General features: G+C 68.6%; 27 protein-coding genes. 8 read left to right on the top strand and 19 right to left on the bottom strand.

Translation table 11 applies throughout. The annotated features are described in order from the left end of the window. Positions 1-36 precede the first annotated feature (36 nt). Together IEY36_RS07620 and rpsU are read right to left on the bottom strand one after the other, a co-directional pair. On the bottom strand, positions 37-1,026 hold the full coding sequence (locus IEY36_RS07620; RefSeq protein WP_188966373.1) for a hypothetical protein: 990 nt from the start codon (positions 1,024-1,026) through the stop codon (positions 37-39). Between the two features lie 59 nt (positions 1,027-1,085). Beyond that, on the bottom strand, positions 1,086-1,289 hold the full coding sequence (gene rpsU / locus IEY36_RS07625) for a 30S ribosomal protein S21 (protein ID WP_007006360.1): 204 nt from the start codon (positions 1,287-1,289) through the stop codon (positions 1,086-1,088). A gap of 183 nt (positions 1,290-1,472) precedes the next feature. On the opposite strand from rpsU, the gene def reads away from it, so the two are divergent. The 3 genes from def to IEY36_RS07640 all read left to right on the top strand — a co-directional run bounded on the left by def (position 1,473) and on the right by IEY36_RS07640 (position 3,324). Further along, positions 1,473-1,991, top strand: a complete 519-nt coding sequence (gene def, locus IEY36_RS07630; protein ID WP_188966375.1) for a peptide deformylase — start codon at positions 1,473-1,475, stop codon at positions 1,989-1,991. Further along, on the top strand, positions 1,991-2,593 hold the full coding sequence (locus IEY36_RS07635) for a COQ9 family protein (protein ID WP_188966377.1): 603 nt from the start codon (positions 1,991-1,993) through the stop codon (positions 2,591-2,593). Before def ends, IEY36_RS07635 begins: the two co-directional genes overlap by 1 nt. Before the next feature lie 212 nt (positions 2,594-2,805). Then, entirely contained in the window at positions 2,806-3,324 is a 519-nt protein-coding gene (locus tag IEY36_RS07640) for a hypothetical protein (RefSeq protein WP_188966378.1), read from the top strand. Between the two features lie 397 nt (positions 3,325-3,721). Here IEY36_RS07640 and IEY36_RS07645 read toward each other — a convergent pair whose 3' ends face one another. The 5 genes from IEY36_RS07645 to IEY36_RS07665 form a co-directional block, all read right to left on the bottom strand. Beyond that, complete coding sequence (locus IEY36_RS07645) at positions 3,722-4,873, bottom strand: OmpA family protein (RefSeq protein WP_229681200.1); 1,152 nt, start codon at positions 4,871-4,873, stop codon at positions 3,722-3,724. 95 nt (positions 4,874-4,968) lie between these two features. Beyond that, positions 4,969-6,057: an OmpA family protein gene (locus tag IEY36_RS07650; RefSeq protein ID WP_188966380.1), complete on the bottom strand. Its 1,089-nt coding sequence runs from the start codon at positions 6,055-6,057 to the stop codon at positions 4,969-4,971. Between the two features lie 189 nt (positions 6,058-6,246). Continuing rightward, positions 6,247-7,371, bottom strand: coding sequence for a 5-(carboxyamino)imidazole ribonucleotide synthase (locus tag IEY36_RS07655; protein WP_188966382.1), 1,125 nt, complete (start codon positions 7,369-7,371; stop codon positions 6,247-6,249). Next, on the bottom strand, positions 7,368-7,823 hold the full coding sequence (gene purE, locus IEY36_RS07660) for a 5-(carboxyamino)imidazole ribonucleotide mutase (protein WP_308423130.1): 456 nt from the start codon (positions 7,821-7,823) through the stop codon (positions 7,368-7,370). Before purE ends, IEY36_RS07655 begins: the two co-directional genes overlap by 4 nt. Positions 7,824-8,029: 206 nt before the next feature. After that, positions 8,030-8,230, bottom strand: a complete 201-nt coding sequence (locus tag IEY36_RS07665; RefSeq protein WP_188966387.1) for a YdcH family protein — start codon at positions 8,228-8,230, stop codon at positions 8,030-8,032. 186 nt (positions 8,231-8,416) lie between these two features. Between IEY36_RS07665 and IEY36_RS07670 the strand changes: the two genes are divergently transcribed. Beyond that, positions 8,417-8,593 (top strand): YdcH family protein, encoded by a 177-nt coding sequence (locus IEY36_RS07670; RefSeq protein WP_188966389.1) that lies wholly within the window; start codon positions 8,417-8,419, stop codon positions 8,591-8,593. A gap of 21 nt (positions 8,594-8,614) precedes the next feature. Here the strand turns inward: IEY36_RS07670 and IEY36_RS07675 are convergent, their stop codons facing one another. Next, a complete protein-coding gene (locus IEY36_RS07675) occupies positions 8,615-9,169 on the bottom strand; it encodes a DUF1013 domain-containing protein (RefSeq protein WP_188966390.1) in 555 nt (184 codons plus the stop codon). A gap of 120 nt (positions 9,170-9,289) precedes the next feature. Between IEY36_RS07675 and IEY36_RS07680 the strand changes: the two genes are divergently transcribed. Together IEY36_RS07680 and IEY36_RS07685 are read left to right on the top strand one after the other, a co-directional pair. Further along, on the top strand, positions 9,290-9,475 hold the full coding sequence (locus IEY36_RS07680) for a DUF1192 domain-containing protein (protein ID WP_188966392.1): 186 nt from the start codon (positions 9,290-9,292) through the stop codon (positions 9,473-9,475). A gap of 42 nt (positions 9,476-9,517) precedes the next feature. Then, complete coding sequence (locus IEY36_RS07685; protein WP_188966394.1) at positions 9,518-11,017, top strand: protein adenylyltransferase SelO; 1,500 nt, start codon at positions 9,518-9,520, stop codon at positions 11,015-11,017. Positions 11,018-11,117: 100 nt separating this feature from the next. Here the strand turns inward: IEY36_RS07685 and IEY36_RS07690 are convergent, their stop codons facing one another. The 3 genes from IEY36_RS07690 to rpmE form a co-directional block, all read right to left on the bottom strand. Further along, entirely contained in the window at positions 11,118-11,579 is a 462-nt protein-coding gene (locus IEY36_RS07690) for an Hsp20 family protein (protein ID WP_188966396.1), read from the bottom strand. Positions 11,580-11,724: 145 nt separating this feature from the next. After that, positions 11,725-12,540 carry a class I SAM-dependent methyltransferase gene (locus tag IEY36_RS07695; protein WP_188966398.1) on the bottom strand — a complete coding sequence of 272 codons (816 nt, stop codon included), beginning with the start codon at positions 12,538-12,540 and terminating at the stop codon, positions 11,725-11,727. 7 nt (positions 12,541-12,547) lie between these two features. Next, positions 12,548-12,784: a 50S ribosomal protein L31 gene (gene rpmE / locus IEY36_RS07700; protein WP_188966399.1), complete on the bottom strand. Its 237-nt coding sequence runs from the start codon at positions 12,782-12,784 to the stop codon at positions 12,548-12,550. 213 nt (positions 12,785-12,997) lie between these two features. Between rpmE and IEY36_RS07705 the strand changes: the two genes are divergently transcribed. Further along, complete coding sequence (locus IEY36_RS07705) at positions 12,998-14,608, top strand: hypothetical protein (RefSeq protein WP_188966400.1); 1,611 nt, start codon at positions 12,998-13,000, stop codon at positions 14,606-14,608. A gap of 267 nt (positions 14,609-14,875) precedes the next feature. Here IEY36_RS07705 and IEY36_RS07710 read toward each other — a convergent pair whose 3' ends face one another. Genes IEY36_RS07710 through IEY36_RS07730 form a run of 5 tightly spaced genes read right to left on the bottom strand, consistent with a single transcriptional unit; the run spans position 14,876 to position 19,517 of the window. Continuing rightward, a complete protein-coding gene (locus IEY36_RS07710; RefSeq protein WP_188966402.1) occupies positions 14,876-15,532 on the bottom strand; it encodes an ABC transporter ATP-binding protein in 657 nt (218 codons plus the stop codon). Next, complete coding sequence (locus IEY36_RS07715) at positions 15,525-16,280, bottom strand: ABC transporter ATP-binding protein (protein WP_188966404.1); 756 nt, start codon at positions 16,278-16,280, stop codon at positions 15,525-15,527. The genes IEY36_RS07710 and IEY36_RS07715 overlap by 8 nt, the downstream gene beginning before the upstream one ends. Next, positions 16,277-17,266, bottom strand: coding sequence for a branched-chain amino acid ABC transporter permease (locus tag IEY36_RS07720; RefSeq protein ID WP_229681201.1), 990 nt, complete (start codon positions 17,264-17,266; stop codon positions 16,277-16,279). Before IEY36_RS07720 ends, IEY36_RS07715 begins: the two co-directional genes overlap by 4 nt. Further along, positions 17,263-18,198 carry a branched-chain amino acid ABC transporter permease gene (locus tag IEY36_RS07725; RefSeq protein ID WP_188966405.1) on the bottom strand — a complete coding sequence of 312 codons (936 nt, stop codon included), beginning with the start codon at positions 18,196-18,198 and terminating at the stop codon, positions 17,263-17,265. Before IEY36_RS07725 ends, IEY36_RS07720 begins: the two co-directional genes overlap by 4 nt. Positions 18,199-18,212: 14 nt before the next feature. Then, a complete protein-coding gene (locus IEY36_RS07730; RefSeq protein WP_188966407.1) occupies positions 18,213-19,517 on the bottom strand; it encodes an ABC transporter substrate-binding protein in 1,305 nt (434 codons plus the stop codon). A gap of 172 nt (positions 19,518-19,689) precedes the next feature. Between IEY36_RS07730 and pdxY the strand changes: the two genes are divergently transcribed. Continuing rightward, positions 19,690-20,541, top strand: coding sequence for a pyridoxal kinase PdxY (gene pdxY, locus IEY36_RS07735; protein ID WP_188966409.1), 852 nt, complete (start codon positions 19,690-19,692; stop codon positions 20,539-20,541). A 2-nt stretch (positions 20,542-20,543) separates the two neighbouring features. Here pdxY and IEY36_RS07740 read toward each other — a convergent pair whose 3' ends face one another. The 3 genes from IEY36_RS07740 to IEY36_RS07750 form a co-directional block, all read right to left on the bottom strand. Next, positions 20,544-22,637: a DUF4114 domain-containing protein gene (locus IEY36_RS07740; RefSeq protein WP_188966411.1), complete on the bottom strand. Its 2,094-nt coding sequence runs from the start codon at positions 22,635-22,637 to the stop codon at positions 20,544-20,546. A 201-nt stretch (positions 22,638-22,838) separates the two neighbouring features. Next, complete coding sequence (locus tag IEY36_RS07745) at positions 22,839-24,293, bottom strand: N-acyl-D-amino-acid deacylase family protein (RefSeq protein WP_188966414.1); 1,455 nt, start codon at positions 24,291-24,293, stop codon at positions 22,839-22,841. 147 nt (positions 24,294-24,440) lie between these two features. Further along, positions 24,441-25,856 (bottom strand): phenylacetate--CoA ligase family protein, encoded by a 1,416-nt coding sequence (locus IEY36_RS07750; protein WP_188966415.1) that lies wholly within the window; start codon positions 25,854-25,856, stop codon positions 24,441-24,443. Positions 25,857-25,881 lie beyond the last annotated feature (25 nt).

Here is a 25,881-nt window from a genome sequence, read left to right on the forward strand (position 1 = left end):
TGGGGATGCCGCATCGTGGCAATGGGCGTGCCAGCCTCAGCGTAATGCCGACGGTGGCCAGGGCATCGCGGCAAGCGGCCGCCCCGGTGCCGCGCGCACAAAGTTCGTCCAGAAGCGGCAATCGCGCATCTGCCAGCCCGGGCCGGGCGGTTCGCTGACCGACAGCATCGGGCAGCGCTGCTCGCGCTGCACGTGCCGGGCCTGCTGCGACAGGTCCGCCCGGCGGGCGACCGCCGCATTCTCCCAGCGCTCCCAGCGCACCATGCCGAGGTTGCGGGCAAGGACGAAGCGTTCGAGATGCTCCGCCGAAGCGATGTCCGCGCCGCCGTAATGCTCGGAGACGATGGCATCGACGGTGGTGGCCCCGGTCCGGCCAGTCGCGGCGTCGCGCCAGGGCAGGTCGAGCCGGGTGCGGCGGAAGCGGGTCAGGCTGGCATCGAAGGCGGTCGGGCAGGCCTGCGGGGTGGGGGCGATGCGCAGCCGCATCACGCGGGTGGTCCAGGCATCGGTCGCGCCCGGTCCGGCCAGCAGCCAGCCCTGCCAGCCGCGCCCACCCTGTCGGCAATCGGGCGAGAGGAACCACTGCACGCCGCCGCCGCCATCCTCGGTCATGGAAATGAAGGACGGGCCGGGCGCGAGCGGGATGACCTGCCCGCCATCGCCCTGGCCTCGATCGAAGGTACCGAAATGCCGGGCCTGCCCGGCGCCGAAATCAAAGGTATGCACGACGGCCGGCACGCCCAGCAGGCTGCCCAGCACGGCATCGGAGGCCTGGTATCCTAGCGGCAGTGCCCGCGCCTCCTGCGCCGCTGGCCAGTCGTGCCGGCGATAGGGCATCGGCGCGTCCTGGCGCTGCGGGGCGCGGCGGGCGCAGCCAGCTTCGAAGGGCAGCAGGCCGGGGAGCGGGGCGCCGGCGGCGTCGAGGCAGACGCTCTGGACCAGGAACGGCAACAGGGCGTTCTGCGCGGCAGCCGGCAGGCTCGGGGCCAACAGCAGGGCAGCAAACAGCAAAAAACCGCGAAACACGGGGACCCCGTGACGCGGTTTCCGGCTTTCTCCCACCATGTCGGGCGGGAAGCGGGGCTTCAGAAGCCCTCGCGCTCCAGGCGCTTGCGCTCGACCTTGCGGGCGCGGCGGACGGCCTCGGCGGCCTCGCGCGCACGACGCTCAGACGGCTTCTCATAGTGCCGGCGAAGCTTCATCTCGCGGAAAACGCCTTCCCGCTGAAGCTTCTTTTTCAGGGCCTTGAGCGCCTGATCGATATTGTTGTCACGAACGACGACTTGCACGCGGCGCAACCTCCAGCGCGTTGGGGTTTAAAGAAGGCAAAGAATAATCGGCGCGACCGGAGAGCCGGTCTACGTCGGTTGCGGGACGCTTATCACGATTCCCCGCCGCGCCGGAAGCCCTCCCTTGAGGCGCGAAGGCCCTATATGCATGGTCGTGACACATTTTTCGAGCCCTTTGTTCCCATGGCCCTTCTGAAGATCGCCCGCATGGGCCACCCCGTCCTGATCGCCCCGGCGCTGCCGGTGGACGACCCGACCGCGCCGGAGATCCGCCGCTTGGTCGCCGACATGGCCGAGACGATGGAGGATGCCTCCGGTCTGGGCCTGGCCGCGCCCCAGGTCCATGTCGGGCTGCGGCTGTTCGTCTGGCGCACCGGCGCGGGCGGCATCTCTGCCCTGATCAACCCGGAACTGGAGGCGGTGGGGGAGGAGACGGAACTCGGCTGGGAAGGATGCCTGTCGATCCCCGGGCTGCGCGGGGCGGTGCGCCGCGCGACAAGGCTGCGCTTCCGGGGCTACGACATCAACGGAGCCCCGGTTGCCGGCGAAGCGGCCGGCTTGGTCGCGCGCGTCATGCAGCATGAGACGGACCACCTTGACGGAGTGCTCTATCCGATGCGCATGGAGGATCTGTCCCTGTTCGGCTTCAACGAGGAATTGGCGCGCGAGGCCGCTTCCCGCGCCGCCGATAAGGAGGGGTGATGGACACGCTTTCGGAGTCCGACCGTGTGGGGCGCGATGCCGCCATCCGGGCCATGCTACCGCTGGTGTCGGAGACCGGCTGGTCGCCGCGCAGCATCGCCGCCGGGCTGCTCGCGGCCGGGCTGCCCGAGGACGAGGCCGCCTTCCTGTTCCCCCGCGGGGTGAGCTCGGCCATCGAGGCTTGGCTCGACCTCACCGACCGCGAGATGACGGCGGCGGCGGGCGATCTCTCGGCGCTGCGCATCCCGGCCCGCATCCGTGCGCTGGTCGCTGCCCGGCTGGGGCTGCTGGCGCCGCACAAGGAGGCAGCGCGCTTGGCTGTCGCGACGCTGGCCTTGCCATGGAATGCGCCGACGGGGCTGCGCGCCACGGCACGGAGCGCTAGCGCCATCTGGTATGCGGCGGGGGACAGTTCCGCCGATTTTTCCTGGTACACGCGGCGGATGAGCCTGGCCGGGATCTATGGCGCGACCCTGGCATTCTGGCTGCGCGACGATTCCGATGACATCGGCCCCGCACTCGATTTCCTGGACCGCCGCCTGGCGGATCTGGCGCGATTCCAGCGTTGCCGCAAAGGACGGCCGGCGGCGAAGGCGGCGTGATGGGCGGGTGCGGCATGCATTTGCAGCAATATCTGCATCACGTCCCGCAAGGCCCTGTATCGGCGAGGGATTGAAACAAAATTTTCGTAGATTCGACGCGCGCGCCCGGCTAGGAAGCCTCAGAAGGAAATGCTTCGGCGTGCGACCGGGAATCGGGGGCTTGTGCGCGAGGCGATCCGCCCTGAACCAGAAGGGAGCGCCCGGCGCCCGCCATGATGACCAAGACCAAGACCCGCACCGTCGTTGCTGCCCTGTGCGGTGCGCTAATCGCAGGCCCGGCGCTGGCCGATGCCTGCCTTCGGCCGGAGGAACGGTCTGCGATCGAGATCCGCGCCATGCGGTCCTATCTGATGGTCGCGGCGCTGCAGTGCCGCACCGGGCAGGCTTTCGACGCACCGGGTGGCTACAACGCCTTCCTGCGCCGCTTCGGCCGGGACCTCTCGGCGGCCGACCGCCTCGCGGCGACGCATTTCCAGCGTTCCTACGGCGGCGCCTCGCGCGGCGGGCGGTTGGACCAATACAACACCAACCTCGCCAACGAACATTCGCAGGACGCGACGCGTGGCGGGTCGTTCTTCTGCCGCGATGCCGAGCCGTTGTTCCGCCAGGTGGTCCAACTGCAGGCGGCTGACATCTCGAAGCTGGTTGTCGAGCGCAACATCATCGAGGGTTACTCGGCGCCGGATTGTACAACCGCCCCGACGCCGGCGCGCCGCACCGCGCGTCGCTGAACCACGGCGACATCGCCGAGACGGGAAGGGGCGGTCCAGCCAGGGCCGCCCTTTTTTCGTGGAGGGTCGCCAGAGGAATGCCGCGACAGCGCGGGCAGACCCAATGGCGCCGTCGCCATGCGAACCTGCGTTACCTGCCTACCGGGCTGAGCGAGAGGCAACTGGCGCGTTGACCCGTCGGTCGAGCGCGCCGCCGGGCCGATACCTGATGCAGTGGGTTGCCTAGGGCCGGGTGAAGCGCGGATGCCATCCAGACCCCTGCTCGGGCCCAGCCCTCGCCGGCGCGCATGAAACAGGATCGGACACCGCTCAACACAGGTGAACGAGCATCATCCCGGCGGGACCTCACGCCAGCCTTGCGCGCTGCTGGGCGGCGCAGGTCATTGCTGGCCGCCGGTCAGCGCAGGACGATCTCGACCCGCCGGTTCTGCGGTTCCCGCGTTTCGTCCGGCGTGGCCACCAGCGGCTGGCTTTCGCCGAGCGCCGTGATGGTGATCCCTTCCTGCGGCACACCGAGTCGGACCAGTTCTGCCGCCACCGTCTCGGCCCGGCGGCGTGACAGGGCCTGGTTGTATTGCACGGTGCCGGTGCGATCGGCATGGCCGGCAACCTCAACACGGGTGCTGCGCTGGGTGCGGCTCTGCTGGGCGGCTTCAGCGATGATCTGGCGGGCGCGCTCGGTCAGGTCGGCTCGGTTCCAGTCGAAGAAGACGATGAAGCTGCGTTGCTGAACCGGGGCCGCCGCGGGGGGTGGGGTGGCGGCAGCAGGGGCGGCGCCGAAGGCGTAGCGCAGGCCGAGCATGACGGACTGGTTGTACGAATCGGGCTCTGCCGTGCCGGTCGCCACGGCGGCACCGGTGGCGGTGTTCTCGAAGCGGACCTGCAGGCTCGGTTGCAGCGTCGCGAGGAAGCGGTATTCGGCTGTCAGGGCCAGGCCTGGCGCGAAGGAAAGCGGGAAGGCGAGGCCGGCGATGATCTGATAGGCAAAGCGGCCCGAGCTATCGTCCACCGTCATGCGCAGCGCGCCGTTCTGGCTCACGCCGCGCACGCCGGCCCAATCGGTGGTGACGTAGCCGGCGCCGACGCCGACATAGGGCGTCACCGGTCCGATCTGCACCAGGTCAACCATCAGGTTGGCCATCACGCCCCAGGATTCCTGGCGGCCACTGATACCGCCATTGGCCGCCCAGCCGGCGACGCCGGAGGAGCCATCGGTGTCGTTGCTGCGGTAGGTGCCTTCGACCTCGGCGCGCAGCCCGTTGCCGAAGCCCCAGCCGAGGCTGATCACGCCAGCGAAGCCGGGTGCGAATCCGACTGTCGCCTCATTGCCGTAACCGGCCCTGGCGAGTCCGGTGACCGCGCTGGAGTCGAGACCGAGGCCGGTGTTGGGCAACAGGCTGAAGCCGGCACCGCCGGCAATGTAGAAGCCTTCGGTGAACTGGGCCCTTGCCGCAGGAGCCGCAGCCAGCCAGGCCCCGAAAATGGCCACACCCAGCAGCGGGCGGAAGCGGTGGGTGGAATCGAAGGGCATGATCCAGGCATCAGTCATGGGTGTTGTCGGAATGTGGAGGATCACCGCCGATGCCGCAACGCAGAAAGGGCGCCTCGCGGCGCCCTTCCCACTCTCCGCAACTGATCGGCTGATCAGCGCAGGATGATTTCCACGCGACGGTTCTGCGGCTCGCGAGTGTTGTCCGGGGTCGGCACGAGCAGGTTGGTCTCGCCGAAGCCGCGGGCGACGATCTCGTTGCGCGGCACGCCCAGGCGAACCAGCTCAGCAGCCACGGTGTTGGCGCGACGGACCGACAGGCCCTGGTTGTACTGCGCCGAGCCCGAGGTGTCGGTGTAGCCGTTCACTTCGATGCGGGTCACAGCCTGGGTCGTGCGGGCCTGGGCCGCTTCGCCGATGATCTGGCGAGCGCGGGCGGTCAGGTCAGCGCGGTTCCAGTCGAAGAACACCAGGAAGGTGCGCGCCGGGGCCGGAGCAGCAGCCACCGGAACCACCGGGGCAGCGGTGCGGCCGAAGTTGTAGCGAACGCCGAACAGGATCGACCAGTTGTAGTTGTCGGTGCTGAACTTGACGTTGTCGCGGGCGGTGAGGGTCTGGCCGTTCACCGTCGCGTTGCTGTTGAAGCGGCCATCGATGTCGTCACCGGTCGTGCCCATGAAGCGGCCTTCGGCGGTCAGCGCCAGGCCAGGGACAGACTGGATCGGGAAGGCAACGCCGAGGATCGCCTGGTAGCCGAACGCACCGTTGGTGCCGCCGGCATTGAACTGGGCGTTGTTGTTGCCGTTGCGGACCTGGAAGCCGACGCTGTCGTAGTCGTTCCAGACGTAGCCGCCGCCGACGCCGACATACGGCATCACCGGGCCGAGCACGAAGTCATACAGCACGTTGGCCATCGCGCCGTAGCTGCGGACCGTGCCGGTCGTGCGCGGCAGGTTGCCAGCATTGGTGGAGATGCTGTCGACGTCGTTCTGGCGGTAGTTGCCCTCGACTTCGAGGCGCAGGCCGTTGCCGAAGCCGTAGCCGACGGACAGAACGCCGGCATAGCCCCACTCGAAGGAGATCGAGATGTTGCGGTCGCTGTCCGAGTCATCGAGGTAGTTGGTGCCGAAGCCGCCGGCAACATACACGCCCGTCACCCGCGGGTCCCAGCTCTGCGCGTTCGCGGTCGCGGCCATCGGCAGCGACAGCAGCGTCGCGGCGAGAAGCGCCTTCTTCAGGCTCATTGGTATTCTCCTGCTCGGGGCCCTCGAGGGCCGTAAGATCTGTTCGCAGCCCGAACGCCAACTAGCGCCAGCGGCTCGACACCCACACCTTCTATCATTCTTCACACCCTGCGCCAGGGCTTGAGGGCCCCGGCCCAGGCTTGAGCGCGCGGTGTTGCGGAAATGCCACTGACCTTGGTGGCAAATCCGTCACAAGCCGCTGAGCGCCTCGGTGTCGCTCAGCCCGGCCAGGCTGCCGCGTGGCAGCAGGCGGTTGGCATGGCCCATTTTACGGCCTGTCCGGGCCTCCGCCTTGCCATAGAGATGCGGCGCCACCTGAGCCATGCGCAGCAGGCGGGGCCAGGCCTCGAGCCCTTCCGGTCCAATGAGGTTGCGCATCACCGCGTCATGGTGCCGCTCAGGCGACGCCAGCGGCAGGCCCGCCACGGCGCGGATATGCTGCTCGAACTGCGACGCGGCGCAGGCATCCATCGTCCAATGTCCGGAATTATGCGGCCGCGGGGCGATCTCATTGCCCAGCAGGCGCCCATCCGGCAGCAGGAACATCTCCAGCGCGACGATGCCGACCAGCTCGAGTCCCTCGGCGACTGCCGCCACATGGGCGCGGGCGGCATCGGCCACGGCGCCCGGCACCCGCGCGGGGGCGAAAGACAGGTCGAGGATGTGATGGGCGTGGCGGTTCTCGACCGGGTCGAACACCGCGATCGTGCCGTCCGCCCCGCGCGCCGCGATCGCCGAGACCTCGGCCGCGAAGGGCACGAAGGTCTCGAGTATGAGGGGGCGCGGGGCGAGTCGCGCGAAGGCGGGGGCGAGGTCGGACGCCTCGCGTAGTACCGCTTGGCCGCGCCCGTCATAGCCCAGGCGCGTCGTTTTCAGCACCGCCGGCAGGCCGATCTCGGCCACGGCGGCGACCAGTTCCGACTCGCTCTCGACCAGCCGCCAGGGGGCGACCGGCACGCCGACGCGATCAAGAAAGGCCTTCTCCGCCGCGCGGTCCTGGCAGGTGGCCAAGGCGGCCACGCCGGGCCGGCAGGGCACCAAGCCGGACAGGGCCTCGAGTGCCGCTGCGGGGACATTCTCGAATTCGAAGGTCACCACGGCGACCGACGCGGCGAACCGGGCCAGTGCCTCTCGGTCCTCATACGCCGCGACCGTCCGATGGGCGGCGACCTGCATGCCCGGCGAACCGGCTTCGGGGGCGAAGACGTGGCAGGCATAGCCGAGTCGGGCCGCCGCCAGTGCCGACATCCGTCCCAACTGGCCGCCGCCGAGGATGCCGATGATCGAACAGGGTGGCAGGGGGAAGCCGGTCATGCCGGCGCGTCCGGCACGGAGTCGGTCTGCGCGGCGCGCCACGCGTCGAGTCGGGTCGCCAGGGCCGGGTCGGCGGTGGCCAGGATTGCGGCGGCAAGCAGGCCAGCATTCACCGCGCCGGCACGGCCGATCGCCAGCGTGCCGACCGGGATGCCCGCCGGCATCTGGACGATCGACAACAGGCTGTCCATGCCTTTCAGCGCATGGCTTTCGACGGGCACGCCGAGCACGGGCAGGACGGTCATCGAGGCGGCCATGCCCGGCAGATGCGCCGCGCCGCCAGCCCCGGCGATGATCACCTTGAGGCCCCGGCCGGCCGCGCCCTTGGCATAGGCGACGAGGCGGTCGGGCGTGCGATGGGCCGAGACGACCCGCGTCTCATGCAGCACGCCGAGCTTTTCCAGCGTCTCGGCGGCGTGGCGCATCGTCTCCCAATCGGAACGACTGCCCATGATGATGCCAACCAGTGGGGGCGGGCTCGTCTCACCTGTCATTCACATCACCGTCAGTCGAAGCAAAGCAACAACGGATCGAGGCGGCGCCTTGATCCGGGAGCGCAAGGCACGACCGCGCCCTGACCGCCAGCAAGTCAGCACGTCAGCACTGGGCGCGAAGCCATGCGGCCCGGCTGGGCCGCGCCCGGCGTCCAAGGGCATGATTACGCTATGATATCGGGGACGAGGCGACCTTCGAGCCAGGCGATCTCATCCTTGATTTTCAGCTTGCGCTTCTTCAGCCGCTGAAGCTGCAACTGGTCCACCGGCGACCCATCCAATCGTGCGATGACGGTATCGAGGTCGCGGTGCTCGCTGCGCATCTCGTGCAGGCGGCGCAACATGGCGTCACGGTCGGCAATCATGGCCGGCGGCCCCGGAGCAAAGTTGAAGGTGCATTCCCTAGGACATCGCCCTTAACATGATCGGGCCGGAGCGCGACAGGCCATTCCGGTTCGACGCGCATCCGGCGGAAGGGGGGCGGGCAAGCCCCCGGCCCCGTGCTGCGGCCTGAAACCGCAGCACACCACAGCAATGAGGATGCGCGACGCATGCCCATGAATGCCCGGATTGCCGCTCTCGAGGAACGCCACGCGGCCCTCGACCGCCGTATCGGCGACGAAGACCGTCGCCCCAGGCCCGACAATACCGAACTGGTCCGGCTGAAACGGGAAAAGCTCCGCCTCAAGGAAGAAATGGAACGTCTGCGGTCCGGCAAGCCGCACTAGGCAAGGCTGGCGCCGCCGTTTTCAGGCCGCATCCTCGGCCTGAGGCGGCGGCGTCAGGCTGCCACCAGCGGCCTGGATCGCCGCATTGAGGTCCGATTGGCTGCACAGCCCCAGGATGACCGGGTCACGCGGCTTGATGTTGGCGCTGTTCCAATGGGTCCGGTCACGCACCTTGGCGATGGTGTCCTTGGTGGTGCCGACCAGCTTCGAGACCACGGCATCAGGCAGCATCGGATAGTTGCGCAGCAGGAAGGCGATGCCGTCCGGGCGGTCGTTGCGCTTGGAAACCGGCGTATAGCGGCCACCCTTGGCGCGCTGCTTTGGCAGCACGATGGTGCTTTCGAGCAGCTTCAGCCGGGCCTCGGGGGTGGCTTCGCACCGCGCGATTTCCTCGCGCGTCAGCTGGCCGGATGCGACAGGGTCGAAGCCGACAATGCCCTGGGCGACTTCGCCGTCGGCGATCGCCTGGATCTCGAGCGGGTGCATGCCGACGAAATCGGCGATCTGGTCGAAGGAGAGCGACGTCTTGTCGATCAGCCACACGGCGGTGGCCTTCGGCATGAGTGGCTGGGGCATGGGGCGGACCTCGGATGGTCGGGAGGGCAGGGGGAACCCCCGCGACAATGTCGCGCTCCGTATAATGAGGCAGGATGGCAGGGTCAAAGCCTTGATGGGAAAGGATGCAATATGGCCGTCATGGATGAGGAAGCCGGGCCGCGCCGCCGGCAGGTCCTGGAAAAGCCGCGCTTCGACGGCTGGGACGTCGGGCAGCTCCAGGAGTACATCGCCGAATTGCAGGCCGAGATCGCCCGCGCCGAGATCGCCATCAGCGCCCGCAACGACCACCGGGCGGCGGCCGAGGCGTTTTTCAAGAAGGGATAGGGGGTTGTTCCGCGGCCCCTGCGGCGCGATTTGCGAGGGACCATGCCGGATACACCCATCATCGCCGACACGACGCTCGCCGAGGCCGGCACCCGCCCGCGCTTCGACAATTCCTACGCCCGGCTGCCGGAACGGCTATTCGCCCGCCTGCCGCCGACCCCGGTCAGCGAACCACGGCTGCTGCGGCTGAATACCGCGCTGGCGGAGACGCTGGGGCTCGATCCGGCCTGGCTCGCCTCGCCGGCCGGGGTGGCGATGCTGGCCGGCAATCTGGTGCCGCCTGGCGCGGAACCGATCGCCCAGGCCTATGCCGGGCATCAATTCGGGCAGTTCAACCCGGCTCTCGGCGACGGCCGCGCCATCCTGCTGGGCGAGGTGGTGACCCCCGCCGGCGAGCGGCGCGACATCCAGCTGAAGGGCTCCGGCCCGACGCCGTTCTCCCGCCGTGGCGACGGGCGCGCGGCTGTCGGCCCCGTGCTGCGCGAATACATCATCAGCGAGGCGATGGCCGGCTTCGGCATCCCGACGACGCGGGCGCTGGCGGCCGTCGCGACCGGCGATTTCGTGTTCCGTGAGGAGGCTCTGCCCGGCGCCGTGCTGACCCGCGTCGCGGCGAGCCATCTGCGCGTCGGCACCTTCCAGTATTTCGCCGCACGGCGGGACCAGGATGCGCTGCGGGTGCTGGTCGATGTCGCCATTGCGCGGCATGACCCGGCGGCGGCCGAGGCGCCGAAGCCCGCGCTCGCGCTGCTGGCCGGCGTCGCGGCACGCCAAGCCGATCTGGTGGCGCAGTGGATGCTGGTCGGCTTCATCCATGGCGTGATGAACACCGACAATTGCAGCATCTCGGGCGAGACGATCGACTACGGCCCCTGCGCCTTCCTCGATGCCTATCATCCCGAGACGGTGTTTTCCTCGATCGATGTCCAGGGCCGCTATGCCTATGCCAACCAACCTGGCATCGCGCATTGGAACGTGGCGCGGCTGGCCGAATGCCTGCTGCCCTTGATCGACGAGAATGAGGATGCTGCCGTGGCCCAGGCGCAGGAGGCGCTCGCAGGCTACGCCGCGCGCTTCGGCACTGCCTGGCGCGATGGCCTGCTGCGCAAGGTCGGCCTGACGGCCGCGCGGGATGGCGACGAGGGATTGTTGCAGGACCTGCTGTCCCGCATGGCGGCGAATGAGGCGGATTTCACCCTGACCTTCCGTCGCTTGGCCGAGGCCGCCGAGGGTGACGACGACGTGCGCGCGCTGTTCGCCGACCCTGAGGCCTTCGACGGCTGGGCGACAGGCTGGCGGGCGCGGCTGGCGCATGAGCCGCCAGGCCGTGCCGCCGCGATGCGGCTGGTGAACCCCGCCTACATCCCGCGCAATCACTTGGTGGAGGAAGCGCTGGCGGCCGCCGTGCAGGACGATCTGCACCCCTTCGAGAACCTGCTGGCGGTGGTGTCTCGCCCCTTCGACACCCAACCCGGCCGCGAACGTTACGCCTTGCCCCCGCGCCCCGACGAGCGCGTCACCGCCACCTTCTGCGGCACATGACGAAACGCCCGGCCGGGACGTGACCCCGGGCCGGGCGCAACAACGCAACAGACAAAAAACGGAGGGGCCCGGGAGAGGTGTTCCTCCCCCGGCCTATTCGTCAGGCCGCCTGCGCGGTCTCGACCTCGATCGCCTTCTGCGCACCCTGCACCGGAATGCGGCGCGGCTTCAGCGTCTCCGGCACCACCTGCTTCAAGGCGACATGGAGCAGCCCGTTGGCGAGGTCCGCGCCCTCGACCACGATGTGGTCGGCAAGGACGAAGCGGCGCTCGAAGGCACGCCCGGCGATGCCGCGGTGCAGGTAGCGGCGGCCGTCCTCGGGCTGCGGCTGCGGCTTGCCGGCGATGGTCAGGGTGTTCTCCTGGGCGGTGATCTCGAGATCCGCCTCGGAGAAGCCGGCAACGGCCATGGTCAGGACGTAGCTGTCCTCACCGGTCTTTTCGATGTTGTAGGGGGGATAGCCGGTGGCGTCCGGCGCGTTGCGCGCGGTGTCCATCAGGCGCGCCAGACGGTCGAAGCCGATGGCGGAACGAAAGAGGGGGGAAAAATCGATCGCGTTCATAGAGAACCTCCTGCTGAAGCAAGGTCCATTGACGGGGCGGATCTGGTCTTGATGGGCCCCCAGAGGGCGACCCGGCCATTCCGCGCCGACGGCCCCTGAAGGGCACCATCGGCACTGCTGGAGGTAGGTGACGGTTCCGGCCTCTTCAAGGGCCCGGTTTGCGGGCCCGCAGAATGAGGAACAGCGGCGCGATGCGGGTGTCGGCGACGGTCGGCACGCGGGCGGCGGTATCAGGGTCGGCGACGGGTTCCTCGGCGGCTTCGAGGCGCAGATCGGTCGCGCCGATGGCGTTGATCCACCAGGCGAGGGACCGATCGAAGCGCGGCACCTGGAAGGGCGGATGGGCGTCGCGCAACTCAGGCGCGACGCCCGAAAATCGCCAGGTTTCGATGGCGCCGTCAGGGCTCTCGGCGGCCCGGAATTCGATGGCATAGGCGTGGCCGGCCGTATCGCGCAGCACGCGGCGGCCGGGCATGGCAAAGCACGGATGCAGGATGGAGAATTGCAGGAAGCCACCGGGGCGCAGGATACGGGCGGCCTCCGCCAGCGCGGCCTCGGGCCGCGGCACGTCCATCAGGCACATGAAGGCGGTGGCGAAGTCGAAGCTGGCGTCAGGGAAGGGCAGGGCGAGAGCGCTGCCCTGCACGAAGCGGATGCCGCGCGGGTCGGCCGCCTCGCTCGCCGCAGCGGCGCGCAGGAAGCTCGGCGCGATGTCGAGCGCGGTGAGGCGGGCACCAAGGGCGGCCACCGCGCGGGTGTTGGTGGCCTCGCCGCAGCCGATATCGAGGCCGCGCAGCCCGGCGACAGGCGGCAGCAGGCGCAGGAAGGCCGGCGTGTTCAGATGGTCGCGGTAGATGTCCCCGCCGGCGCGCGAGAGCGCGGTCCAGGCCGGGGCATTCGCCTCCCAGAGGCGAGCCACCTGGGCGGGGTCGGTCGCAACCGCCGCGCCGCCCAGGGGCATGACAGGCTCAGGCCTTCTTGCGGGCGCCGAGGCTGATACCGGCGAACTTCTTGTTGAACTTGGCGATCTGGCCGCCGGTGTCGATCACGCGCTGCTGGCCGGTCCAGGCCGGGTGCGACTTCGGGTCGATGTCCAGACGCAGCGTGTCGCCGGCCTTGCCCATGCAGGACCGCGTCTTGAACTCGGTCCCGTCGGTCATGATGACGGTGATCTCGTGGTAGTCGGGATGGATATCGGACTTCATGGGGCGACACTCATGCAAAATCGCCCGACGATGCCGACCGGCGGGCAGGGAACCGGGCGTATAGGGGAGGGCCGCAGGCGGTGCAACCGCGCCGTCGGTTTTGCTCTTTTTCTTGCGCTGCCGAGACGACAGGTCCACGGTCCGCGGCCGGGAGCCCGCCGCGGGAAGGCAGACCCCCGCCGCCTGCTCCCTAACTGGAAGGGAGAGAACAGCATGTTCCGCAAAACGGGAATCCGCTTCGCCCTGGCGGCCGGGCTGGTGCTTGCGCCCGGCACGATGGCCCAGGCACAGACGGCACCGGCCGATGCCGGGCATCGCACGCACCAAGTGCTCGGCACCGTCAGTTTTCCGGTCACCTGCTCGCCGGCGGCGCAGGCCGATTTCAACCACGCGATGCTGTTGCAGCATTCCTTCTGGTACCAGGCCGCCGCCGACGCCTTCCGCAAGGTCCGCGAGACCGACCCGACCTGCGTGATGGCGTATTGGGGGGAGGCGCTGTCCCTGCTGGTGAACCCCTTCACCGTCACCACCGTCGCCAATCTGCGCGCCGGGCGCGCCCTATTGGCGGAGGCGCAACGCATCGGCGGACGGAGCGAGCGCGAAACGGGCCTCATCGCCGCCCTGTCCGAGTTGTATGGCAATGAGGACCCGGCGCAGCACCGCGCCCGCATGGAACGCTACGAAGCCGCGATGGCGCAGCTGAACCAGCGCTTCCCCGATGATTCCGAGATCGCCATCCAATACGCGCTTGCCCTGGTGATGGTCGCACCGCCGACCGACAAGACCTATGCGCGCCAGATCCGTGCCGCCGATATCCTGGAACGCGAAGCGGGGCGCCAGCCGCAGCATCCGGGCGTCGCGCATTACCTGATCCACACCTATGACACGCCGGCGCTCGCGGGGCGCGGCGTGACCGCGGCGGAACGCTATGCTGCCATCGCCGCCGATGCACCGCACGCGCTGCACATGCCGTCGCACATCTTCACCCGCGTCGGGCGCTGGGAGGATTCGATCGAGACCAATCGCCGCTCCGCCGAGACCGCCCGTGCGCGGGAGGCGGTGTTCGACGAGATCCACGCCTATGACTACCTGGTCTATGGCTATCTCCAGACCGGGCAGATCGACGCGGCACGCAGCGTGCTGGCCGGGTTGTCGCGTTTCGACGGCTGGACCGCGCCCGCGCCGATCTTCGCCTGGGGCCTGACGGCGATGCGGGCGCGCTGGCCGCTCGAACGCGGTGCGTGGGAGGAAGCGGCGGTACTCGACACCCGCCTGCTCAATGCGCCCTTTGTGGATGCGAACACCCACTTCACCCGCGCGATCGGTGCCGCGCGCGCCGGGCGGCCGGACGCCGCCACCACCGATGTCGAGGCCCTGCGCTCCGCCGCGTCAGCCCTGCAGGGGCGCGACGCCTATTGGCAGGAGCAGGTGGACATATTGCGTATCGCCGCCGAGGGCTGGGTCGCCTTCGCCCGAGGGCAGCAGGAGGCCGGGCTCGCCCTGTTGCGGCAGGCGGCGGAACGGGAAGGCCGGACGGACAAGCATCCGGTCACACCGGGGCCTCTGATGCCGGCCCGCGAACAACTCGGCGAAATGCTTGCGCTGATGGGCCGGAACGCCGAGGCGCTGCGCGAATTCGAGGCGGTGCAGGAGGTCGAGCCACGTCGCTACCGCGCCGTCGCGGGCGCGGCGCAGGCGGCGGAACGGGCCGGGGACCGTGCGGCGGCGCGACGCCACTATGAGGCGCTGCTGGTCATCGCGGCGCGGGCCGACACGGCGCGGCCGGAACTTGTCGCGGCGCGGGCCTTCGTGGCGGCGAACTGATTGGGGCGGACGGAACCGAGAGGGGCTTTGCCCCTCTCGGGGCTCACCCCACCAAAGGCCTAAGAGCCTCTGGACACCTCGATCTGCCGCCGGGCGCCAGGGTCAGGAATGGCGCCGAAACCAGCCTCTGTGCACGGAGCGCGTGTCGCCGGGGCAGCGTGCCTTCCATGCCCAGCACCAAAAATCGGCATTTTAAATGATACCATCATTTGGCGGGGTGGTTTGGCGGGGCAGAGCCCCTTCATTTCCTCACGACCGATCCGCCCGTCAGCCGGCGCTGATCTCTCCCCGCTCGATCACATAGGTCTGCTCGACCAGCGGCCGCAGCAGTTCGGGGTTGCTTTCGGTGATCAGGATGGCGACGTCGGGGAGTGCTGCACGCAGGCGCTTCAGCGCCTCCGCGTAGCGCATGGCCAAGGCCGGGGCGAGGCCCTGGAAGGGCTCGTCCAGCAGCACCGCGCGGGTGCCCACCATCAGTGCGCGGCCAAGCGCCACCATCTTGCCCTGCCCGCCCGACAGGCCGGCGGCTTTGCGCGGTGCGAGGTCCCGCAATTCCGGCAACAGGCCATAGACGCGCTCCATTCGGCGCTGGATCTCGTCGGGGGCCAGGCGCAGCACCTGGGCGGGCAACAGCATGTTGTCCTCGACCGTGAACGAGCCGAACAGCCGGCGCTCCTCGGGCGCATAGCCGATGCCGTGGCGGGTGCGGTGATGCGCGGCGAGGCGGGTCTCATCCTCGCCATCGATCATCACCGTGCCCGAACTGGCCGGGACCAGGCCCATCAGCGCGCGCAGTGTGGTGGTCTTGCCGGCCCCATTGCGCCCGATCAGCGCGACGCGCCCGCCAGCGGGCACCGAGAGCGAGACATTGCGCAGCACCGGCACCCCGGCGATCGCGACGGAGACACCCGACAGGTCAAGCATGCCGTTCAATCCCGATGACGTCGCGCTGCACGGCGGGGTCGTTGAGCACCTCGGTCGGCGGGCCCAGCGCGGCGATGCGCCCCTGGCTCCAGACCGCCACGCGGTCGGCGAAGCGTTCCACCACATCCATGTCGTGCTCGACGAAGACGGCGGTCACGGCGGCATCGCGCAGCACGCGGGCCAACGTCTCGACCACCTCCATTTTTTCCGACGCGGCGACGCCGGAAGTCGGCTCGTCCATCAGCAACAGTCGCGGCTTCAACGCCACCGCCATGGCGATGTCGGCGAGCTTGCGCGCGCCCTCGTTCAATGCATCGGCCCGGGTATCAGCGATCGCCGAAAGGCCGAAACGGCCGAGCAGGTCGCGCGCCTCGTCGCGAAAGCGCGGCCGCAGCAGCGGCGTCAGCGGCGACCAGATGCCATCGCGCGACGCCACGGCCAGCGCGATATTCTGCTCCACCGTATGCTCGACGAACAGCTGCGGCAGTTGGAAGGACCGCGCGATGCCGAGCTTGACGATGGCGCGCGGCGACATGCCGGTGATGCGCCGCCCGTCATAGGTGATGGTGCCGGCATTCGGCCGCAGATAGCCGGTCGTCATGTTGATGAAGGTAGTCTTGCCCGCGCCGTTCGGGCCGATGATGGCGAGGAACTCGCCCTTCATCACGCCGAGGTCGATGCCATCCGCCGCCTTCACGCCACCGAAGGCGAGCCGCAGGCCCGAGGCCTGGAGAAGCACCTCGCTCATCGCCCGCGCCCCCCGATCGCCCGCGCCGCCATCCCCCACAGCCCGCCCGGCGCGAACAGGATGACCAGCAGCAGCACCGCGCCGAGGATCATCTGCCAGGCATCGGCGAAGGAGGCCGCCGCGTAGATGCGCACCAGCTCGTAGGTCGCCGCACCAAGGAACGGCCCGAGTACGCCGCCCGCCCCGCCGAGGATGGCGATGAACACCAGCTCGCCCGAGGAGGTCCAATAGGCCAGCTGCGGTGTGACATGGCGCGAGGTCAGGGCGATCAGCGCGCCGCCGATGCCACCCACCACCGCCGACATGACATAGGCCGAGAGCAGCACACCGCGCGCCGGCACCCCCATGAATTCGAGCCGCGTTTCGCGCGTCTTGATGCCGGCCAACGCCTCGCCCATCGGCGAGGACAGGTACAGCCGCAGCAAGATCGCCACGACAAGGGCGATGCCGAGCGCGATGCCGAAGATCACCCATTCATAGGCGACGCGGTCCAGCGCTTGGCCAGCAATCGGCATGATCTCGACCCGGATGCCGTCGCTGCCCTTGGTGATGGCGTACAGCTTCTCCAGCAGCGAATAGAACACCATCGACATCGCCAGGTTCAGCATGCCGAAGAAGATCTGCCGGTAGCGCGTGACGAAGGCGCCGATTACCAGCCCGAGCAACCCTGCGCCCACCGCCGCCAGCGCGAGCAGCAATGCCGCGTCGTTGACGGTCGGCGCCAGGAAGGCGACCACATAGGCGCCGAAGGCGATGTAGATCGCATGGCCGAAGGAGACCTGCCCGGCGCGCAGCAGCAGCAGGATGCCGAGCACCGCGATGCCCTTGGCGAGCGCGATAGTCAGCACGAAGCGCAGCCAGGGGGCGAGGATCGCCGCGGTGATCATGGCCGCGGCCAGCAGGATCGCGAGAATGGGTTCGTAGCGCTTCATCAGCCGGGCCGGGCGGGCCATCGGGTCGCGCGGCGGGTCTTGCGTCGTGCTCATACGCGGCGGGTCTCCGCCACGCCGAACAGCCCCTGCGGGCGGACCAGCAACACCAGCACCATGATGATGTAGGGCACCACGACTTCCAGTTCAGGCTCGAAATACACGGCGATGGACCGGCCCAAGCCCATCATCAGTGAGGTCAGCGCCGCCCCCTCGATCCGCCCCAGCCCGGCAGTCGCGACCACGGCGAAGGACAGCACGATGGTCTGCGCACCGATCCCCGGCACCAGCGCCGCGGTGGGCGAGGACAGCGCGCCACCCAGCGCGGCCAGCATCGCCCCGAAGGTGAAGGTCAACAGGTAGATCTTCGCCGCGTCGATCCCCATGGCGGAGGCCGCCTCGCGATCGGTGGTGACGGCGACGATGACGCGCCCGGTCAACGTCCGGCGCAGGAACCAGGCGAGGCCCACCAGCGTGACGATGGCGACCCCGGGCAACAGGAACAGCTGGTAATTGGTGTACGGGATGAAGTCCGCCCCGAACGGCACGTCGGTATTGCCCAGCAACTGCATCGCCACGCGATTCTCGATGGGCTGCACGCCCCAGACCAGCTTCTGGACATCCTCGAGGATCATGAACAGCGCGAAGGTCACCAGCAGCTGGACGACTTCCTCCTGCGCGTAGATGCGGCGCAACAGGAAGCGTTCGATCAACGGCCCGAGCACCGCGCCGACCAGCGCGGCGGACAGGAACAGTGCGGGGATCGACGCCCAGTCCGGTAGGCCGAGGCTGCCGGCGAAAATGCCGATGGACGCGGCGCTGTAGGCGCCGATGGCATAGAGCGAGCCATGCGCCACATTGACGATGCGCAGGACGCCGAAAACAAGGTTGAGCCCCACCGCGACGAGAAAGATCAACCCGGCGGAGGAAAGCCCGTCCAGCAAGGCCAGGCCGAGTAGAAGGCCATTATCCTGAAACCACTCGGCCATGGTCTGCGCTGTCCCTAGATCGAACGGCCAGCGGTGGTGACGAAGTCGGGCTTCAGCGACTTGAGCCAGTCGGTGCTCTTCTGACCGACCGGCGCGGAGACCTGTGCGCCGGGATACAGCATCATCTCCTTCGGCACCGCGAAGGGGAAGCGGTCGTTGAAGGAGGACAGGCCGACGATCTGGTCCTCAAGCCCCTGGCCGTCCTCGCGCAGCGTGATGGTCGATGTCGGTGTCGGGAAGGTCAGGCCGCGGAACGCCCCGGCGAGTTCGGCATCGGACGGCCAGGCCCCGTTCTTCGCCGCCACCGCCTTCTCCGTCGCTGCCTTCAGCGCCCACAGCGCCTGCGCGATGTGGTGGCAGGGATAGATCGGGTATTCGTTGAACTTCTGCCGGTAGTCGCCGACGAACTTGTTGAACAGCGCCGGGTCCTTGGGCGCCGGATGATTATTCCAGTGGTCGCCGCGGGTGCCGATGACATGGCCTTCCGGCATGGTGCGGCCCAGGATCTGCATCGACGCCTCGGCCACCGGCAGCACGAAGGTCGTGCGCTCATGCAGCCGGCGCTCGGTTGACTGGCGAATCAGGGTGACGAGCTCGCCGCCCCAGGAGGTGGACAGCACCACATCCGGGCGCAGCGCCAGCAGGCGGGTGATCTCGGTCGAGAAATCGGTCGAGCCGAAGCGGGGGAACATCTCGGCCACCACGCGCACGCCGGGCTTCAGCGCGTCCATGCCAGCCTTCCACAGCTCCCACGAATCGCGGCCCCAGGCATAGTCTTGGTTGATCACGGCGACGGTGCGGATATTCGGCTTGGTCTTCAGCAGGTACAGCAGCGGCGCCAGGATCTCGGAGGTGCCATAGCCCTGGGTGCGGAAGGCGTAGTCGTAATGCGCTTCCTCGAAGATGCGCTGGGTCCCGCAATCCCACAGGATCGTGACCTTCTTCAGTTCGGTCGCCAACGGCGTGCAGGCGAGGCAGGAGCCGGAGGAGATCGCCGACATCATGACCTGCACGCCCTCGGACTGCACGAGGCGGCGGAATTCGCCCACCAGATGGTCCGTGCCGGGGCCTTCATCAACGAAGATCGGGCGCACCGGCACGCCGGCGATCCCGCCCGCGGCGTTGATGTGCTCGACCAGCATCTCGCAGGCCTTGCGCGACGGCACGCCGAACACTGAGGCCGGCCCCGACAGGAAGGTGGTCACGCCGATCTTGAATTCGGCCGGCTTCTGCGCCGGCTGGGCGGACAGCGTCGCCGGCAGCAGCACGGTACCGAAGCCGGCGGTCAGAGCCTCACGGCGCGTCAGGGCTGTCGTCATCCTGGGTCCCTCCCACGGGGTTACGGACCGGGGTTGGTCCCCGGGCTTGATGCACGACAATGGACGCGCATCGCGTGACCGCGCAAGCCACCGCTCGCAGCCGCTGGCGACGGATTGACCATACCCGGCCGGCTTCCTAGCGTCCGCGCCCCCTGATGCTGCGGATGCGCCGATGACCTCGATCCTGTCGATCCAGTCCTGGGTGGCCTATGGCCATGTGGGCAATGCCAGCGCGATCTTCCCGCTGCAGCGGCTGGGCGCCGAGGTCTGGGGCATCCACACGGTGCAGTTCTCCAACCACACCGGCTACGGCGCCTGGCGCGGCCAGGTCTTCGGCGCCGACCTCATCCAGGACTGTGTCACCGGTATCGAGGAACGCGGCGTCCTGCCGCGCTGCGATGCCGTGCTGTCCGGCTATATGGGTTCGGCCGAGATCGGCACGGCGATCCTCGATGCCGCTCGGCGCGTGAAGGCGGCCAACCCCGAGGCGCTGTGGTGCTGCGACCCGGTGATCGGCGATGTCGGCCGTGGCGTCTTCGTCCGCCCCGGCATCCCGGAATTCCTGCGCGACGAGGCGCTGCCCGAAGCCGACATCATCACCCCCAACCAGTTCGAGCTGGAATGGCTGACGGGCCGCGAGGTGACGACGCTGGAGGACGCCAAGGTGGCGGTCGCGGCATTGCAGGCGCGTGGGCCGCGCTGCGTGCTGGTCACCTCCCTGCGCCTGGCTGATACGCCGGAGGGCGAGATCGGCATGCTGGCCGGGGAGGGCGGCCACTTCTGGCGGCTGTCCACGCCGATGCTGCCGCTGTCGGTGAACGGGGCAGGGGATGCGATCGCCGCGCTGTTCCTGTTCCATCGACTGCGCACCGGATCGGCGGAGGCAGCGCTGGTCGTCGCGGCCTCCTCGGTGTTCGGGTTGCTGCGGCGGACAGCGGAAGCCGGGTCGCGCGAGATCCTGACGGTCGCCGCGCAGGATGAGTTCGTCACGCCATCGCGGGTCTTTGCGGCGAGGGCCTGCTGACGTCAGCCGAGCAGCGTCTCCGTTTCATGGATACGCAGCACGACGTCCTGGAAGTCGTTGTCGCTGATCGCGCCGATCAGGTCTTCGAAGCCGATCCACAGATCCTCGTCGCCTGATTGCAGCCCCGAGAGTACCTGCACCGATCCGCCTGGATTGTAGTTCGCCAGCGAGTGGAACACAGCCGCGCCGGTCAGGTCCCCCAGGCTGGCGCTGTGCAGGACCCAGGGCGTGTCGCCATCCGCGGCCCGGAAGGATAGGTCGTCCGGCAGGCTCTCATAGAACGCCGCCCCGTTCTGCACGAGGAAGAAGCCGATGCCCTCCCCCGCGCCGGGCGTTCCGAGCGCCATGGAGCCGCCGGCCGCCGATTCCGAGAGCACGTCGTCGAACAGGAGGCTGACATCGGCGATCGAGCCATCCGCCGCGATGCGGTAGGAGCCGACCATGTTGCGATAGCTCGTCGTCGCCGCTTCCAGCGTGACATTGAAGCTCACCATCCCGTCACCCGTCAGCAGGATGCTGTCGGCGATGCCATTGATCGCCGCAGCCTCCACGGTCACATGCTCGGCGAGGTCCAGCAGGTAGGGGATGAAGGCGAGATGGGTGAATCCGTCCTCGCCGCTGCCGCGCGCCGCGGCAATGAAGTCGCCATCCGTGAACGCGCCATGCAGCGTGAAGCTGCTGTCCTGCAGCGCGAAGGTGGCCGAGGCCCCGTCATTGAAGACGCTGAAGGCCGAGCGCGCCGCCTGCGTGCCGAGGATCTGCACCGCATTGCCGCTGGCGAAATCCAGCACCGCATCGCCATCCAGGTCGCCGAGCTGGTCGCGCAGAAGGTTGCGCCCCGCGCCGAAGGTGATGCGGTCGGCACCTGACCCGGCGCTGATGGTGTCGTCGCCAAGCCCGCCATCGATGGTGTCGTTGCCGGCCCCGGAGGTCAGGCCGTTGTCGGCATCATTGCCGATCAGCTGGTCATTGCCGCTGCCGGTGATGAGGTTGCCGACCAGTGAGCGCGCATCGCCTCGATACAGCAGCGCGTTGTAGATATTGCCCTGCGCCTGGTACGCCGCCGTGCCTTCCGGCGCCTGGTCGTTGAGGTCGGCGATCTGGCCCGAGGAGAAGCGCAGCCATTGGCCGGGCCGCAGATCGGCTAGCTGGTCCTCATTGAAGTTGCTGAGGTCGTAGGTCGCGCTCGCGCCCTGGGTCCAAACCGTGGAAAGGATCTTGCCTGTCTCGCTGGCCCCGGTGAAGGCCGCTGCGACGCCATTGATGTATTGCTGGCCAGTGACGGCATCCCAGCTGTAGACGGCCTCGGTGCCGACCTTGCCGAAATTGGCACCGTAATAGGCCTGCAGCGCGGCGATGTCGTACATCATGTAGCTCTGCGGCGCGGAACCGACCCAAGCTTCCGAGGCCCCGCCCGCGGCATCCGCGCCGAGATAGCTGGCATAGGTCATGACCGAGAACTCGTTGTCGTTCCGGTCGGCCGAGAGGGTGCGCCCGAAGCCGTCGTCATGGCCATGCTTCAGGCCGAAGGCGTGCCCCATCTCATGCATGACGGTGTTGAAGTGGTCGGTGCCGAAGAAGGCTGCCGTTGGCGGCGTGCCGTTGCCACCCAGCCAGGTATCGCCGGCGGAGCGGCTGTCGCTCTCGGCGTAGTTCAGGTTGTCGTTGGGCGGGAATCGCGATTCCGAACCGGACTGGCCATAGGCCGCGAAGCGGAAGGTCGCATCCGCGGCGCTCGGCGATGCCGCCTCGACGAAGGTCAGCTGCGTGTAGGAGGCGACAAGCCCCATCGCCGCCACCGCCGCCGCCTTCTGCAATTCGGTGGCCGGCGCGAAGGTGTCGAGGGGGTTCTCGTCATCGTCGTCGTCGCCTGGCTCGCCCGGATCGGAGGTGGGATACCCGCTCGGCGCGCCGGTGTAGTCGGTGACAAGGGTGGGGAAGGCGTAGGTGATGACGCTCGCGGCCTCGCTGCCGCCAAAGGATGTCGTCCAGCGTTCATCCATCATGACCGCGCGCGTATTCGCATCGAGGCTCGAGGAGTCGAACGAGCCACCGTGAAGGCCGCCCTTCGCGCCTGTGTAGAACGCTCCCGACATGACGCTGGTTCCCCGTACGCTCGCAGACAAGAAAACACCCCGCCGGGCGACGGGGCGCGACGCTCATGCGAGCGCATGCTTCATAGAAACGCTGAGACGACGCGCTTCGACAAGCCTCCGCGCATCACCTCTGCGCGCCGTGCGGATGACCATTGCGTGAACCGCGCGCGGCCCGCCCCCGCGTCAGGCCGCGCGGCTGGATCACACCCGGTTGCGCGTCACCAACCGCCCCGGCTTCTCCCCCGTCGCGCCCTTGCCCGCGACGAAGGTCGGCACGCCATTTGCCCAGACCTCGTCGATGCCGAGGCTCTCCTGCTTTGGCTCCTCGAAGGTCGCGCGATCGATCACCGTATCCGCGTCGAACAGTACCAGGTCGGCATAGGCCCCTTCGCGGATCTCGCCGCGGTCGATCATGCCGAACAGCGAGGCGGTGCGCCCCGTCATCTTGTGGATCGCGGTCTCCATGCTGAACAGCCGCAACTGCCGCGCATAAAGCCCGAGCACGCGCGGGAAGGTGCCCCACAGCCGCGGATGCGGGTGCGCGTCATGCGGAATGCCGTCCGATCCGATGACGGAAGACGGATGCGCCATGATCCGCCGCACATCCTCCTCATCCATCTGCCAGGTCACCTGGCCGGCCGGCAGCAGACGTTCGGCGGCAAGGCGGATATCGGTGTTCCAGCCACGCGCGATGTCGGCGAGGTACTTGCCCGCCATCTCCGGATGCGGCACGGACCAGGTGATCATCACCTTCACGTCGTCGCGCAGCCGGTCCGGCATCAGCACGGTCGAGCCGGCCGGATATGGATACATGTCGAAGAACACGTCCTGCGTCTGGTTGAAGGCGTCGATCAGCGCCAGCGTCTGGGGCGAGCGGCCGTAATTCTCCGGCATCGAGCATTTGTGGTGGCTGATCCACACCGGCACGCCGACGCGCTTGCCGATCTTCGCCGTCTCCTCGATCGAGGCGCAGACGCGATCCGCCTCATCACGCATATGGGTGACGTAGATGCCGCCCATGGCGCGCAGCGGCTCGGCCACCGCGATCACCTCCTCCGTCGTCGCATGCATGTTGAGCGGGTAGTACAGCCCGGTCGAGAAGCCCGAAGCACCCTCGGCCAGCGAGTTCTTCACCCGCAGCCGCATGTGTTCGATCTCGGAATCCTTGGCGACGCGCATCACGTCGCCGTCCATGGCTTCGACGCGCATCGTCTGATGGCCGACCAGGGCGAAGGTGTTCACCTCCGAGCCGCGCTTCTTCAACTCATGCGCGTAGTCGCCGAAGCTGTCGAAGCGCCACCAGCCCTCCTCGCCGATCAGGTCGAGCGGCGGCGGCGGGAGGCGCTTGAAGCGGGCAGGGGAGAGCGACACGCCGCAATTGCCGACGACCACCGTCGTCACGCCCTGGCTGATCTTGCAGGTCATGCACTCCGGGCCGCACATCACTGCGCGGTCGTCATGGGTGTGCGCGTCGATGAAGCCGGGCGCCAAGGCCTTGCCACCCGCGATGATCTCGCGATCGGCCGAGGCGGCGCCGAGGTCGCCCACCGCGACGATGCGGTCCCCCGTGACGCCTACATCGCCGCGCCGGCGCGGCCCGCCGGTGCCGTCGAAGATCGTTGCATCGCGGATGATGAGGTCGCAGCGCAGAGCCATGGTGCCAGTTCCGAACAAGGTGAGCGCCGGGATCATGGCGCGGGTGGACGGCGCGCGAAACCCCGGGCGGCGGCTAGGGCGGTTCCCTGAGGGTGGAAGCGCGCTCGCCTTGCTTGTTCGAGCGTCATCAGCCGGCCGGGATCTGCTCTACCCGCTCTCCGGTATGTCGCAGACGAAATCCTCGAACTTGCCGGCGGTGGTGCGCGGCAGTTCTGCCATCGCTTCGACCGTCACCCGGAAGCCGGCGCCGAACTTCTTCCGCGCCCAGGCGATGACGGCCGCCTCCTCCGCCGCGCTTGGCGGCCGGGTCACGGCCAGCGCGACATGCAGATGGTCCAGCGCTTTCTGCTCGATTCGGTACTGGCGCAGCGGCGGCACCGCCTCCACCAAGCCCGCCAGGTCGCCGGAAGACAGCAACGGCCAGCGCCGTTCCCCACCGGGCAGACGCAGCATGTTCTGTCGTCGCCCCAGGATGCGGGTCAGCACCGGCAGCCCCCGCCCGCAGGGGCAGGGCGGACCTACTTCCGCCATATCGCCGATATCGTAGCGGATCAGCGGCATGGCGAGGTTGTGCAGCGGCGTCACCAGCACCCGACCGGTTTCGCCCGGCGCGCAGGCTTGCCCATCCTCGCCGATGACCTCGACGCGCAGCCCTTCCGACTGCACATGGTAATGCGGATGGTCCGGGCATTGCAGCGCGAGGTAGCCCGCTTCCCGCGTGCTGTAGACATCGGCCACGGTGACATTCCAGGCCGCCTCGATCGCTTGCCGTGCCTCCGGCCGCAGCGCCTCCGCGATGGTCATCGCCTGTCGTAGCCGGGGTAGGCGCGAGCCCGCTTCCCGTGACGCCGCGGCGAGCCGGGCGAGGATGCTCGGATGTGACAGGACGTAGTCCGGATCCTGCCGGACCAGCCATTCCAGCTGCTGGTCCACGGGCGTCGTCACGTTCAGGCTGACCAGCCGCCCTGTCTCGAACACGCCGGCGCTGGAGAAGCCCCAGCCCTGCTGCGTGTCGCCCTGCGGGTAGGCGGCCTTGCCCGCACTGCTCTCGCGGATCACCGCCAGCGTCCCGGTCAGGTCGCGGCAATGCCAAAGATGGTCGCGGATGGTGAAGGCGCTCCAGACGAGTTCCCAGAGCTGGCTGCGCACGGCGCGGATCGGCCGCCCGGTTGAGCCGGAGGTGAAGACCTCGCGGTATTCACCGTGACCCGGCGGCAGCGCATCGGCGAGCATCGCCTCGCTGGCATCCGCCGCCTGGATCTCCTCCCGCCGAAGGATCGGCAGCCTCTGCCAGGCCGCTTCCCATGCCGTGGCGTCGGCGGCATCCGGCCAGTCACGCGGCAGACGGCTGCCGTAGAATGGAACCCGGTCGCGCGAATGTGACAACAACACGGACAATTGGCGGCGCTGGGCCTGCTGCAGCCGTTCCGTCGGCCACCATTGCGATTGTTCGAGCTGAAACAGGATCGCAAGCAGCGCGGCGCCCGGCGCGTCGGGCAGCGCGGGCCACGCTATTCCTGGGGTGGCCGAGACGATAGTGAGCGGAGGGGCGCTGCGATCCATGCGCTCTCATATCCAGAACTTGTGT

Source organism: Neoroseomonas lacus (assembly GCF_014644535.1).
In the GTDB taxonomy this organism is placed as follows: Bacteria; Pseudomonadota; Alphaproteobacteria; order Acetobacterales; family Acetobacteraceae; genus Neoroseomonas; species Neoroseomonas lacus.

Excerpts from the sequence above, each read along its gene's own strand:
- IEY36_RS07640 (WP_188966378.1), top strand. The coding sequence starts at position 2,806 with ATGATGACCAAGACCAAGACCCGCACCGTCGTTGCTGCCCTGTGCGGT.
- purE (WP_308423130.1), bottom strand. The coding sequence starts at position 7,823 with ATGGGCAGTCGTTCCGATTGGGAGACGATGCGCCACGCCGCCGAGACG.
- IEY36_RS07650 (WP_188966380.1), bottom strand. The coding sequence starts at position 6,057 with ATGAGCCTGAAGAAGGCGCTTCTCGCCGCGACGCTGCTGTCGCTGCCG.
- IEY36_RS07680 (WP_188966392.1), top strand. The coding sequence starts at position 9,290 with ATGGATGAGGAAGCCGGGCCGCGCCGCCGGCAGGTCCTGGAAAAGCCG.
- IEY36_RS07715 (WP_188966404.1), bottom strand. The coding sequence starts at position 16,280 with ATGAGCGAGGTGCTTCTCCAGGCCTCGGGCCTGCGGCTCGCCTTCGGT.
- rpmE (WP_188966399.1), bottom strand. The coding sequence starts at position 12,784 with ATGAAGTCCGATATCCATCCCGACTACCACGAGATCACCGTCATCATG.
- IEY36_RS07730 (WP_188966407.1), bottom strand. The coding sequence starts at position 19,517 with ATGACGACAGCCCTGACGCGCCGTGAGGCTCTGACCGCCGGCTTCGGT.
- IEY36_RS07655 (WP_188966382.1), bottom strand. The coding sequence starts at position 7,371 with ATGACCGGCTTCCCCCTGCCACCCTGTTCGATCATCGGCATCCTCGGC.
- IEY36_RS07690 (WP_188966396.1), bottom strand. The coding sequence starts at position 11,579 with ATGAACGCGATCGATTTTTCCCCCCTCTTTCGTTCCGCCATCGGCTTC.
- IEY36_RS07675 (WP_188966390.1), bottom strand. The coding sequence starts at position 9,169 with ATGCCCCAGCCACTCATGCCGAAGGCCACCGCCGTGTGGCTGATCGAC.
- IEY36_RS07745 (WP_188966414.1), bottom strand. The coding sequence starts at position 24,293 with ATGGCTCTGCGCTGCGACCTCATCATCCGCGATGCAACGATCTTCGAC.
- IEY36_RS07685 (WP_188966394.1), top strand. The coding sequence starts at position 9,518 with ATGCCGGATACACCCATCATCGCCGACACGACGCTCGCCGAGGCCGGC.
- IEY36_RS07725 (WP_188966405.1), bottom strand. The coding sequence starts at position 18,198 with ATGGCCGAGTGGTTTCAGGATAATGGCCTTCTACTCGGCCTGGCCTTG.
- IEY36_RS07635 (WP_188966377.1), top strand. The coding sequence starts at position 1,991 with ATGGACACGCTTTCGGAGTCCGACCGTGTGGGGCGCGATGCCGCCATC.
- IEY36_RS07705 (WP_188966400.1), top strand. The coding sequence starts at position 12,998 with ATGTTCCGCAAAACGGGAATCCGCTTCGCCCTGGCGGCCGGGCTGGTG.
- IEY36_RS07740 (WP_188966411.1), bottom strand. The coding sequence starts at position 22,637 with ATGTCGGGAGCGTTCTACACAGGCGCGAAGGGCGGCCTTCACGGTGGC.
- def (WP_188966375.1), top strand. The coding sequence starts at position 1,473 with ATGGCCCTTCTGAAGATCGCCCGCATGGGCCACCCCGTCCTGATCGCC.
- IEY36_RS07665 (WP_188966387.1), bottom strand. The coding sequence starts at position 8,230 with ATGATTGCCGACCGTGACGCCATGTTGCGCCGCCTGCACGAGATGCGC.
- IEY36_RS07710 (WP_188966402.1), bottom strand. The coding sequence starts at position 15,532 with ATGCTTGACCTGTCGGGTGTCTCCGTCGCGATCGCCGGGGTGCCGGTG.
- IEY36_RS07720 (WP_229681201.1), bottom strand. The coding sequence starts at position 17,266 with ATGAGCACGACGCAAGACCCGCCGCGCGACCCGATGGCCCGCCCGGCC.
- pdxY (WP_188966409.1), top strand. The coding sequence starts at position 19,690 with ATGACCTCGATCCTGTCGATCCAGTCCTGGGTGGCCTATGGCCATGTG.
- IEY36_RS07670 (WP_188966389.1), top strand. The coding sequence starts at position 8,417 with ATGCCCATGAATGCCCGGATTGCCGCTCTCGAGGAACGCCACGCGGCC.
- IEY36_RS07695 (WP_188966398.1), bottom strand. The coding sequence starts at position 12,540 with ATGCCCCTGGGCGGCGCGGCGGTTGCGACCGACCCCGCCCAGGTGGCT.
- IEY36_RS07750 (WP_188966415.1), bottom strand. The coding sequence starts at position 25,856 with ATGGATCGCAGCGCCCCTCCGCTCACTATCGTCTCGGCCACCCCAGGA.
- IEY36_RS07645 (WP_229681200.1), bottom strand. The coding sequence starts at position 4,873 with ATGACTGATGCCTGGATCATGCCCTTCGATTCCACCCACCGCTTCCGC.